At 70.5% G+C, this 11,195-nt stretch carries 12 protein-coding genes and 1 tRNA gene; 8 read left to right on the forward strand and 5 right to left on the reverse strand.

The window, feature by feature from the left end:
- Window positions 1-90 precede the first annotated feature (90 nt).
- From ACN268_RS30660 to ACN268_RS30670, 3 genes are all read right to left on the reverse strand, one after another.
- Window positions 91-270, reverse strand: a complete 180-nt coding sequence (locus ACN268_RS30660; RefSeq protein ID WP_007075522.1) for a DUF4236 domain-containing protein — start codon at window positions 268-270, stop codon at window positions 91-93.
- Between the two features lie 162 nt (window positions 271-432).
- Window positions 433-888: an RrF2 family transcriptional regulator gene (locus ACN268_RS30665; RefSeq protein WP_204924179.1), complete on the reverse strand. Its 456-nt coding sequence runs from the start codon at window positions 886-888 to the stop codon at window positions 433-435.
- A 7-nt stretch (window positions 889-895) separates the two neighbouring features.
- Window positions 896-1,810 carry a helix-turn-helix transcriptional regulator gene (locus tag ACN268_RS30670; RefSeq protein ID WP_421486514.1) on the reverse strand — a complete coding sequence of 305 codons (915 nt, stop codon included), beginning with the start codon at window positions 1,808-1,810 and terminating at the stop codon, window positions 896-898.
- A gap of 155 nt (window positions 1,811-1,965) precedes the next feature.
- Between ACN268_RS30670 and ACN268_RS30675 the strand changes: the two genes are divergently transcribed.
- The gene (locus tag ACN268_RS30675; RefSeq protein ID WP_421486515.1) at window positions 1,966-2,742 is read left to right on the forward strand and encodes a glucose 1-dehydrogenase; all 777 of its coding nucleotides are present in this window, start codon (window positions 1,966-1,968) and stop codon (window positions 2,740-2,742) included.
- A 112-nt stretch (window positions 2,743-2,854) separates the two neighbouring features.
- On the opposite strand, the gene ACN268_RS30680 is transcribed toward ACN268_RS30675, so the two are convergent.
- Window positions 2,855-3,286 (reverse strand): SsgA family sporulation/cell division regulator, encoded by a 432-nt coding sequence (locus ACN268_RS30680; protein ID WP_053653619.1) that lies wholly within the window; start codon window positions 3,284-3,286, stop codon window positions 2,855-2,857.
- Between the two features lie 292 nt (window positions 3,287-3,578).
- Here ACN268_RS30680 and ACN268_RS30685 point away from each other — a divergent pair, with 292 nt between their 5' ends.
- The 7 genes from ACN268_RS30685 (at window position 3,579) to ACN268_RS30715 (ending at window position 10,046) form a co-directional block, all read left to right on the forward strand.
- Window positions 3,579-4,211, forward strand: a complete 633-nt coding sequence (locus tag ACN268_RS30685) for a TIGR02611 family protein (protein ID WP_421486516.1) — start codon at window positions 3,579-3,581, stop codon at window positions 4,209-4,211.
- A gap of 56 nt (window positions 4,212-4,267) precedes the next feature.
- Window positions 4,268-4,339 (forward strand) — tRNA-Val (locus ACN268_RS30690).
- A gap of 105 nt (window positions 4,340-4,444) precedes the next feature.
- Window positions 4,445-4,639 carry a DNA-binding protein gene (locus ACN268_RS30695; RefSeq protein ID WP_421486517.1) on the forward strand — a complete coding sequence of 65 codons (195 nt, stop codon included), beginning with the start codon at window positions 4,445-4,447 and terminating at the stop codon, window positions 4,637-4,639.
- 662 nt (window positions 4,640-5,301) lie between these two features.
- The gene (locus tag ACN268_RS30700; protein WP_421486518.1) at window positions 5,302-6,090 is read left to right on the forward strand and encodes an SCO2525 family SAM-dependent methyltransferase; all 789 of its coding nucleotides are present in this window, start codon (window positions 5,302-5,304) and stop codon (window positions 6,088-6,090) included.
- A gap of 223 nt (window positions 6,091-6,313) precedes the next feature.
- A complete protein-coding gene (locus ACN268_RS30705; RefSeq protein WP_421486519.1) occupies window positions 6,314-8,155 on the forward strand; it encodes an SCO2524 family protein in 1,842 nt (613 codons plus the stop codon).
- On the forward strand, window positions 8,155-9,084 hold the full coding sequence (locus tag ACN268_RS30710; RefSeq protein ID WP_421486520.1) for an SCO2523 family variant P-loop protein: 930 nt from the start codon (window positions 8,155-8,157) through the stop codon (window positions 9,082-9,084). Before ACN268_RS30705 ends, ACN268_RS30710 begins: the two co-directional genes overlap by 1 nt.
- Entirely contained in the window at window positions 9,069-10,046 is a 978-nt protein-coding gene (locus tag ACN268_RS30715) for an SCO2522 family protein (protein ID WP_421486521.1), read from the forward strand. The genes ACN268_RS30710 and ACN268_RS30715 overlap by 16 nt, the downstream gene beginning before the upstream one ends.
- Here ACN268_RS30715 and ACN268_RS30720 read toward each other — a convergent pair.
- Window positions 10,025-11,011 (reverse strand): SCO2521 family protein, encoded by a 987-nt coding sequence (locus tag ACN268_RS30720; RefSeq protein WP_421486522.1) that lies wholly within the window; start codon window positions 11,009-11,011, stop codon window positions 10,025-10,027. The genes ACN268_RS30715 and ACN268_RS30720 overlap by 22 nt on opposite strands.
- Window positions 11,012-11,195 lie beyond the last annotated feature (184 nt).

An 11,195-nucleotide genomic window follows, 5' to 3' on the forward strand; every position in this document is an offset into this window, starting at 1 on the left:
CGTGGACGCCGAACCCGGCCGGCGGTGGGCCGGCGTGGACGCCGAACGGGGTGCCGGTGGTCCACCGGCACCCCGTTCGACGCAAGGGCGTCACGCCCGGGACTTGTCCTGCTTCCAGGACAGCGGGCCCGGCAGGTCGACACGGTGCGCCTTGGCGCGGGAGTTCCACGACCAACGACCGATCTTGATGCTCCACGACGAGAAGCCGTTCTCGGTGAAGTTCAGGATGATCGGCCCGTACTTCTTGCGCTTACGGAACATCAGACCCATCGTGGCGCTCCCTTCGCGTTCCCTGTCGTCGTTGCCGTCTCGGCCCGATAGATGCCCGCATCCACGAAAACCGAAACCTGGTCCCGGTCCAGGCTGGACGGTGTGGACCACGGCGGGAGGGTGCGACGGGCGGGGCCGGCGTACCGACGGGTGGCGCGACCGTCAGCGCGGCTCCCACGCGTCGGGCAGGGTGGTCAGCTTGCGGACGTGCGTCGGGAGCCGCCCGCTGACCACCTCGGCCAGAGTCACCTCGTCGAGCACCTGCCGGACGGCGGCGCGCACCGCCACCCAGAGCCGGGGGAGGTTCTCCGCCGAGCCCTCGTACCGGGTCTCCTCGGGACGCAGCCCGCGTACCCCGGCCAACGGGCCCTCGACGGCGCGCAGGATCGCCCCGACGGTGACCTCGCGCGGTGGTCGGGCCAGGGTGTAGCCGCCCTCGGCGCCGCGCTGCGCGCGGACCACGCCGGCCCGACGCAGGTCGGCCAGGACCGCTTCGAGAAACTTGCGCGGCATGTCCTGCTCGCTGGCGATCGCCTGGGTGGAGAGCAGGGAGGGGTAGGCGGTGGCCAGGCTCAGGGCCGCTCGAACCGCATAGTCGCCGCGCGCGGAGATCTGCACCATGCCATCATGCCCGTCCGTCGGGGTCAGCGGGGTCAGCGGGTCGCCGTGGTCGGACTATCCGCGCCGACGGGCGGTCCCGGGCGGCCCGGAACGCGCCCGGACTCACCCCCACCTCGCGGGTGAAGAACCGGCCGAAGTTCGTCGGCTCGGGGAAGCCGAGCTGCCGACCGATCCGGGCCACCGGTTCGTCGGTGGCGGCGAGCAGCCGACGGGCCTGCAGCGCGACCCGCTCGTCGACCACCTGCTTGGCGCTGCGCCCGGTCACCGCCAGGCAGGCCCGGGTCAGGGTACGCACCGAGCAACCCAGCCGGGCCGCGTAGTCCTCCACCCGCCGGGTGTACGGGTACCCCGCCTCCACCTCCCGGCAGAACCGGCGGAACGTGGCCCGCTCGGTCCGCTGCGGGTCGGTGTCGTCGGGCGTCGCGCCGGAGTCGCGGACGCCGGGCAGCAGGGCGAGCCGGATCAGCAGCACCGCGAGCTGGTGCCGCAGCAGGGGGTGCGCGGCCGGGTCGGCGCGGTGCCGGCGGTGGTCCACCACGAGTTGGGAGACCTCGTTGATGACGGCGTCCTCGTCCGGACCGGTGAGCTGGTGGTGCTGCGGCACGGCGGCGGGGTCGACGTCCAGGCCGCGCAGCGCGTCGGCGTGCCAGCGGAGCACGACCGCGTCGAGCCGCGCGGGGCAGCGCAGCACCTGGCCGGGAACGGCCCGCAGCAGGGTGCCGGGGCGGCAGGGCAGCGCCCGGAAGTCCAGCTCGACGAGGCCGTGCCCGCCGGTGACCAGGGCGAGCAGATCGTGGTCGAGCAGGACCGGTCGGGGCGCGCCCGTGCCGGGGACGAGGTCGCCCAGCTCCAGGACGTCGATCTCGGGGCGGGGCAGGTCGGGACGGGTTGCCGGGGAGAGCTGACCGGAAGGGACCATCGTCGTCGACCGTAACCGGGGACGGCCCAGGTCGCATCCCGGCGACGGGACTCTGTCGCGCTTGCGGTGGAGGGGCGTCCCGCCGGGGTTGTCCGGCTGCCGGGGCCGGGCTACGTTACCGATCGGTAAGGACCGCGACGCGCGATGGGGTGCTCATGACGGATCTGTTCTCGGTCGACGGCAAGACGGTTCTGGTCACCGGCGGCTCCCGGGGGATCGGGCTGATGATCGCCCGGGGCTTCGTCCGGGCCGGGGCCACGGTCGTCATCTCGTCGCGCAAGGCCGACGTGTGCGAGGCGGTGGCCACGGAGTTGTCGGCCGAGGGGCGGTGCGAGGCGATCCCCGCCGACCTGGGCGACGACGCGGGCGCCGAGGCTCTCGCCGCCGCCGTCCGCGAGCGGTACGACCGGCTCGACGTGCTGGTCAACAACGCGGGGGCGACCTGGGGCGCGCCGCTGGAGTCGTACCCGGGCAGCGCGTTCGACAAGCTCTGGGCGGTCAACGTGAAGGCGGTCTTCCGGCTCACCACCGCGCTGCTGCCGGCGCTGCGGGCGGCGGCCGGCGACGACGACCCGGCCCGCGTGATCAACATCGGCTCGATCGACGGGCTCCGGGTGCCGGCCATGGAGGTGTACGCGTACTCGGCCACCAAGGCCGCCGTGCACATGCTCACCCGTAGCCTCGCCCACCAGCTCGCCGCCGAGCGGATCACGGTCAACGCGATCGCCCCCGGCCCGTTCGAGAGCAAGATGATGGCCTTCGCCCTGGACGACCCCGCGACCCGGGCGGCGATCACGCAGCAGGTGCCGCTCGGCCGGATCGGTCGCCCCGACGACATGGCCGGCGCGGCGATCTTCCTGGCGTCACGGGCCGGGGCGTATCTGACCGGCGCGGTCATCCCGGTGGACGGGGGCATCACCACGCACGGCTGACCGGCGGACCCGACGGGCGGTGACGTGACCGGGCGGCGTGGCGCGTACACCGGAGTTGGACGGCCGGAGCCGCGCGGACTCGGCAGATCCGCGCGGCTCCGGGGCAGACTGGTCAGCGACCGGCGAGCAGCCGGGTCACCGCCGTGTCGACGTCCAGGTGCTCGGCCTCCCGGCCGCGCGGGACGACGACGTAGGTCCGGCGCAGGAAACGCACCAGCACGCTGCGCGGGACCTCGAACAGGGCGTTGCCGTCCGGCGACGACAGGGCCAGCGCGACGAAGTCGCCGCGCGGGGTGGCCCAGGGCCAGACCCGCACGTCGCCGATGCCGGCCGGCTCGTCGAGGCCGGTGACCAGCAGTTCGCGGGCGAAAGACCAGCTCACCGCCTCGCCACCGGCCGACTCGGCGTGGAACAGGACATGGACCGCATACGGGTCAGCAGGGTCGTAACGCAGGCTGGCACGCACCGGCAAGGCGGTGGCGTCAGGCGCGACGAGCCTTAGCGACGTCTCGACCTCTACGGTCGTCGGTCGGATGACACTCATGGACGTTCTCCCCCCGGCACCGCTGCGGAACGCGCGTGTCCCGCTTTTCCCATACTCAGGTGCTACTGCTGGCTACGCTCCGCCATACGCTGACTTCACCCAGTGGTGGGAAGGGGGTCCGAATCGCCGCGAGAATGTGAGAATTCTTGTAGGATTTCCGGTTCTGCCCAGTCGGGAGCCCGTCCGAAGTCGGGTGGTTCAGTCGTCGACTTACTCCGGTAACGTCCAGTGGTCTGCGCAAGTGACGGGCCGGGACGACACTGGGGGTGAAATGGCCGCGAAGCGTTCCTCAATGGATGCGGTGAGTAGGGCCGAGTCACCGAAAGTAGGGGCCCGGGCAGCCAAAAGGCGGGGTGACAGGGTGCCGATCAAGCCACCGGACCGAGACGGTCGGGCGACCTCCGACGCCGGACGTGCCGGTCGCGTCGCTGGCACCCCCCGCAACTCCCGCGGCCGGGCCCGACCGGTCAACGGGCGCGCCCGCGGTGGCGACGGTCGATCCGGTCGGACCGCCCTCGCCGCCCGCCCCACCGGCTGGCGGTGGCGGCTGCGCACCACCCTCGACCTGATCCGGGCCAACCCCACCGGCCGCGTCGCCCTCAAGATATTCGTCGCCGTCGCCGGGGCGATCGTGGTGACCGTCGGCATCGCCCTGATCCCGCTGCCCGGTCCCGGTTGGCTGATCGTCATCGCCGGCCTCGCCATCTGGGCCGTCGAGTTCCACTGGGCCCGCCGGCTGCTCGGCTTCACCCGCCGCCACGTCCACGCCTGGACCCGGTGGGCCGCCACCCGCTCCCTGCCCGTGCGGTTCCTGCTCGGCTCCGTCGGCCTCGTCTTCGTCGCCGTGGTGCTCTGGCTCTCGCTCAAGTACAGCCTCGGCATCGACCTGGTCGCCCAACTGCTGCACCACCTCGCCACGACCTGACCGGCACCCCGGGTTTTTGGCTCCGGCGCACGATCGGGTAGAGTCAACGGCGCTGAGGGCGATTAGCTCAGTGGGAGAGCGCTTCGTTCACACCGAAGAGGTCGCTGGTTCGATACCAGCATCGCCCACTCTCAGTTCCGCAGGTCAGAGACCACTTCCCGGGTTCGGGAGGTGGTCTTTGTGCTGTCGGGCGATGAACAGGTGGTCGGCTGCGGTTGCGTAGGGTCGACGGAATGATGACCGATCTCAACGTCCTACCGAAGATCGGTGCGCCGGCTGTGCGCGCCCTGACCCAAGCCGGCTACCCGACGCTGCGTGATCTCGCGGGCGTGCCACGCGCCGAGCTGTCCGTGCTGCACGGGGTGGGACCGAAGGCGCTCGGAATCATTCAGCACGCACTGGAGCAGCACGATCTCAGTCTCGGATAGGAACTCCAGCAGCGACCCCGGCGACTCGGACGGTGCTCGATCGGGGCCTTCTGTTGGCCGAGGGTGGCTTCGGGCCACCGCATCCCCCTGCGATCCCCGGCCGGGCGCGGCGTGGACACCCTCCGGCTCGGACGGAGGGCCGGGTTGGTGGATGCGCATCCTTTCGAGCTGATGACATCAGCGATTCAGGTCCAACCGCTCCGGCGCGGCCGATTCGATCCGCGGCTGACCCGATCGGCGGCCGACCCGATCGGGCTTGCCGCCCACGGCTGACGCGACGGCTGCGGTGGAAACCGCCGTACGTGCCGTTTCCGCAGACGGGCATCGTCGGCGATTCGTCAACGCCGTCAGGTCGAAAGGATGCTGAGAAAGTATGCCCACCTATTTGTCCCGGCCCCGCCGGATTGCCGGAGGCAACCCCGCACCTGGGTGGATAGGTGCCCGGCGGCCCACCCCCGAGGGGGTGGCGGATTCGCGACGTGCGTACCAGCAATGTGTCGCCCGTGACTCACGTATTGGTCACCGTCGGGTGGTCGTTGTCGGGCGCGGTGAAAGAGCGACCCTTGCGGGCCGGCAACACTTCCGATACACAAAGGGCGGTGCACCGAGCGCGTCCGAGACCTCACCGAAGGTCGTCCGCCGACATCGATGGAGGTGCGGTCATGGCGTTGACCCCGGCGGCCGGTGGCGGCGACTCCTCGACCTCGCCCCTGCCGATCGAGGCGCCGGGACCGGTCAATGCCGAGGTCCAGTGGGACGGGTTCGACCCGCAGACGTATGTCCGACACAACTACGCGAACCTGCGAGCCGATGATCAGGAATTCCTCCGCCGGACCAGGGACTTCTTCGCCGGGGCGGAGCTTTCCGGGGCACGCTGCGTCGACGTGGGGTCGGGAGCGAATCTCTATCCGACGCTGGCGCTCCTGCCGTTCGCCCATACCATCGATCTGTGTGAATGGTCGACGTCGAATGTGTGTTGGTTGCGTCAGCAGGTCGACTCCTACGACCCGATGTGGGATCCGTACTGGCAGGTGTGTGCGGAGCACCCGGCGTACGCTGCCCTGACCGATCCGCGACGGCGTCTGGCGCGGGTGGCCAGGGTGTCGCGGACCAGTGTCTTCACCCTGCCGGTCCATGCCTGGGACGCCGGAACGATGTTCTTCGTGGCGTGTTCCATCTCGGCTCATCGCTCGGAGGCCGAACGGGCGATCGCCCGGTTCCTCCGTGCGCTGCGGCCCGGGTCGCCCTTTGCCTTGGCGGTCATGCTGGGCTCCGCCGGCTACCACGTCGGTCGACGGTCGTTTCCGGCGGTGTCGCTGGCCCGTGCCGAGGTGGTTGCCGGTATCGCCGCGAGCGCGTACGAACTTGACGTCCACGAGGAGCGCCCCCGACCGCCGTTGCGTGACGGATACGTGAGTATGTTGCTGACCACGGGTCGTACCCGCGGATAGCGTCGATGCCGGAGCCTGAACGGCACCGTCGGCGGCGGCTGCGGACACGCTCCACACCCGATGGTCGGCTTGCCGACACCCCGCCGACAAAGCGCTTCGGACGGCGGTCGACCGGCCCGCTACCATGACGGTGCACGTCATTGTCGGCCACCGTGGATCCTCGCGCGTACGGCAACAGCAGCGGTTTCGAGTCGGCGACTACAACAACAGACGGCGGTGGATCATGCGGATACAGCCGCGCCAGGAGATCCTCGACATCTGGCGGGCCACGGTGCGCAGTTGTTGGGACAATGGTGAATGGCGCTGGGGCGGCCGGAGCGGCAGCAACTCGATCAGTGACGCGGAGCAGTTGCTGACCCTGCTCCTCCCCGCGGCCAAGGTTTCCGTACTGTCGCTCGACGATCCGGACCGGGTCGACGACGACGTGGTCGAGGCACTCGGTTCGCTCGGCGACGCGATCAAGATCCCCCGTCAGTTGGTCGGCGTGATGGTCGACTATTTCCGCCGCTACACCGACGAGGCCGGCACGCCGATCTTCGCCGGTGGCAGCTACCTCACCCCGACGGAGGGCGGGCCGCCGCTCACCGAGGAGCAGTACTCGCGGGACATCGTCGACTCGTTCGCGGTGTCCGTCACGCTCACGCTGGCGACGATCGGTTTCGTCAAGGTCTACCGGAAGGCCACCCAGCGGCGTGATCTCCTCGCCCAGTTGAACGAGTTGGAGGCGATGGCCAACGTGCGGCTGACCGCGGCCATGGTCGGCCTGCTCCGCAGCTTCAGCACCTCGGTCTTCACCCCCACCGACCCGTACGGCCGTCGGCTGTGCGACATGGTCAACCAGGACGAGTTGCCGCGCCGGGAAGTCGTGAACGCGTTGCGCGAACAGCTGCGGGACACGATGGCCAGCCTGCGCAGCGTGCTCCTCGGGTCGGGTCGGGTGACCGAGGACCTCGACAACAGCGAGATGCTCTTCGAGTGCGGCTGGTCCTGGGGAACCATCGCCGGAGCCGAGGAGGTCCCGACCACCGAACCGATCGGCCAACAGCGTCCCGGGTCCGCGGAGAACGCCCCCTACCTCTACTTCACGGTCATCGCGATGGACGCCATCGAGGACCTGAACTCCGAACGCACCCGCCTGCTCGGCCTGCTCAACGAGGAACAGCAGCGACTGTCCCGGGCGTTGCAGCTGCGCTGGGAGCTGACCCGGACCTACTGGGCGACGGTGGCGACCTTCGGCAACCGGCGACGCTGGCCGATCGAGGACATCCCGTGGCGGACGACCGACGGCGACCGGACCGACTACTACACGTTGCAGACGACGTCGTTGGCGGTCAAGGGCCTGCTCGCCGTGGGGCGCGGCGGCGACGAGGAGCTCGGCCGGATCGCCTCGGTGCTGGTGGAGTTGGCGCAGCGGGCGCGGATCACCCGCCGCGCGTCCCCCGGTGAGCAGGCGCTGCTCGTGCACGCGCCAGGCAAGCAGGTGATCCTCAACGACCGTGAGTCGAAGCCGATCATGACGTGGAACGTGAACGAGTTCTCCACGGTGCTGCTCCAGCGGGCGATAACCGTCGCCGGCCTGCTCAACAACGCCCGGCGGCGCAGCGAACTGCTCGAGTTGGCGGACGAGGTGTGGGACCACCTGCTGCTGCGGCGCATCCCGAACGGTCGGCACCAGGGGTTGTGGGACCATGCCGGTGGCGCGTTCCCGGGGCTGGCGCCGATGCCCGAGGCACCCTCCTGGTACCTGACCGAGCGGGCGGTGCACGCGATGGTCAACGCCAGTCAGCTGCTCTCGGAACGGCCCTTCCCCCGGGCCGGCGGGCTCGCGGCGTACGCCCAGGATCTCGTCGACGAGGCCGAGTACCTGTTCGACCGGGAGATGATGCGCGGCACGTTCTCCGGTGTGGCGATGCAACGCAACATGCGCAGCATCCGGTCGAGCCTGCGTCGGGCCCAACTGCTGGTGGACGAACGTCCGGGCACGGCGGCCGCCCTGGCGAACACGGTGTTGCTGCAGATCAACGACGTCACCACCGGTCAGCAGAAGGCCGGTGAGGGGGTCTGATGCTGGTCTTCGTCACGTCACACAAGGGTGGCACCGGTCGGTCGGTGACCGCGGCGAACATCGCCTACCGCAGCGCGCTGTCCGGTAAGTCGACCTGCTACCTGGACTACGACTTCGGCTCGCCGACCGCGGGGATCACGTTCCAGATCCCGCAGGCCGTCAACGGGGTGGAGGGCTCGGGGCCGAGCCGCGGCGGTCTGCACCGGTACCTGCGCGGGGAGATTCCCTCGCCCGAGCGGTTGGACGTCTGGGGCACCTCCGAGCGGGCCAGCCTGCGCCAGCGGCCCGTCGGCTCGGGGGCCCTGGTGCTCCTACCCGGCCAGCGCAACGGCAGCGAGTTCGGCTTCACCAGCGACATCGCCAAGCGCTGTGTCGACCTCTTCCTCCGCCTGGAGGAGGAGTTCGACCTGACCCTGGTGGACCTCAGCGCCGGCCGGTCGTACGCCAGTCAGATCGCCCTGGCCGCGACCGCCACCCCGGCCCTGTGCAAGGTCACCGCCCGCTGGCTGGTCTTCCACAGGTGGACCCCGCAACACGTCACTGCGGCGGCGGACCTGGCCTTCGAGGCGGGCGGGATTCTGGCCATGGGCGGGGAGTACGGCCACGAGCGCGAACGGTTGCGGGAGTCACTGCGGTTCGTCCGCACCGCGGTGATCGACGCCCGAGGCGGCGAGGTCGGTCATCTCGACCTCGCCCAACAGGCGTTCCTGCGTAAGTGCGACGACGAGCTGTCGGAGCTGGCCCGGCGTAAGGGGGTCGGCCGTACCTCCCGACTCGGCTCGGTGCCGCTCGACCCGCTGTTGCAGTGGCGGGAGCAGCTCATCTCGGACCACGACGTGCAGACCAAGATCGCGAATACGGGGACGGTGGACGCCTTCGTGGAGCTGACCGCGAAGTTGTTCGACGAGACCGCGTGGGAAGTCGTGTGATCGACGTGGACGTGAGGTTCCAGGAGGCGGCTGCGGTGGCTCGTACGGAGAGCGTGGCGTACGCGCACCTGTCGGTGGAGTTGGGGCACTTCTACGCCGAGGACTTCGGCGCGGGATGTCAGGAGCTGCGGGACAGGTTCGCCCGGATCGCCGAGTGGTCGGCGATCATCCCGGTGCTGGCGAACCGGGGGCTGGCGGGGGGTCGCCAGCCCCGGATCAGCACCTGCTTCATGGTGGACGACTACTTCCACCGGTTCGGCACCCCGCGCGAGGTGATCGAGCAGGTGCAGAGCGCGGCGGCGGCGCAGGGGCTGGTGCTCGACTACGTCGCCCGGGAGTCCAGCTTCGCCCGCCACGACGGCGTCGAGTTGGCCCAGATGGTCGTCGACACCCTGGTGGTGGAGCCACCCCGGAACACCACGGGTAGCCGTCCACCGTTGAGCGAGTCGGGCTGGCTGTCCAACGGGATGCGCTCACCCGGTCACGTCGACGCGCCGGCGATGACGCTGCCCCGGCCGTGGTCCCCGCCGGTGCAGTCAGGTGATCCCCGGCACTCCATCTTCGTCGACGTCGAGCTGTGGTCCGGCGAGCCGAGCAGCCGGGTGTGGGCCTGCGCCCTGCTCGCCTCGGTCTGGCAGATGGCCCGGCTGGGCGTCTTGCGCCGTCGCGGCGAGACGCTGATGCAGCCGCACCGGCTCACCGGCGAGCTGCCCGAATCGTGGGACGCGCTACCGGCCGTCGTCCAGTTGAATCCGGCCGCCGCGCCGTTCTGCGCGTACCGCACGCTGACGCTGATGGACACCCAGTACCTGCCGGTGGAGATGGCGGTGCGGACGGTTCTCGGCCAGGTGGCGGTGCCCCCGGCGATCGCGCAGCAGATCACCAGCCGGGCGGGCGGCGAGGGCCTGCGGTTGCCCGACGAACTAGTCGACCGGTTGAGTTACGTGTTCATCGGCGGGTGAGCGGTCAGTGCCCTGCCACACTGCTGGCCGGCCGGAACCCGGCCGGCGAGGTCACGCAGCAGGGTCAGGTTGGCCACGGCGATCTGGTCCCGGATCCAGGTGACCGACGAGTTCCACTGCCGGCTGAACCCCGGCACCTGTTCGAGCCGGTCCCAGATCGGTCGCAGCCGGGGGCTCACCCGGGCACCGGGCAGCCACAGGTGCAGCAGGTGCTCCAGCACCGGTCGCAGCCGCTCGACATGTTCCTGACCGGTGGCCGAGCGGGCGACGGCGGCCTCCACGAGGGAGGACAGCGTGGTCAACAGCCAGTCGTGCAGGGCGAGGTCCTCGCAGAGGCCGGCCACGGCGTCCGGCACGTCCTGGGGATCCAGCACCAGTTCGACCGTACGCAGCGTGGGGGAGTCCACGGTGACCACGGCCGAAACCTCCCGCTCCGGCCGTGTCGAGACCTGCGCGGCCCAACGCAGCCGGGTACGCGCCGCGCGCAGCGGCGGACGCCGGTCCAGCAGGTCGGAGGTCTGCACGCCGTCGAGCACCCGGCCGGTGATCGCCTCCAGGTTCAGCACGTCGGCGTCGTCGCCGCGCAGGAATCCCGCGGTCAGATCCACGGCGTCCAGTTTGCCCACCGTCTCCAGAACACCCGGGTTGGCCAGGTAGTGCGACCACGGCCGGCGTCGATCGCCGCCCGTCACCCGGATGACCGAAGACGCCTGCACGATCCGGCCGCCGGTGACGATCGCCCGGGTGACCACCGCACCGACCCCGCGTAGCTGACGGCGTCGGGCGCTGGGCAGCCAGCAGTCCACCCCGGTGCGGACGTCGGGGGAGACCGCGTAGAGCGACGGACGGCGGGAGGTCAGCACCGCCTCGCCCTCGACCAGGCGGAGCACCTCGGAACTCTGCTCGTGGGCCAGCGCCGTGCTGTGCTGCAGCAGGTTGGTGTGCACCTCACCGAGTGTGAGCATGACTTCCTCCGCATCACCGCATCCGTCCGCGCCGGCTCGCGGAATGCGTCCCCTGGTGATTGACGTGCGCCGCCGTGATCCGTGCCGATCCGGATGCGTGCCGGACAAAAGGAAATCTCGGGATAACGAGCTCCGGCCCGCTCGGACCTGAATCCGTGCTGTCGACATCATAGGCCCGGCCTCC

Origin of the sequence: Micromonospora sp. WMMD735, assembly GCF_049178995.1 — a bacterium.
Classification (GTDB): domain Bacteria; phylum Actinomycetota; class Actinomycetes; order Mycobacteriales; family Micromonosporaceae; genus Micromonospora; species Micromonospora wenchangensis.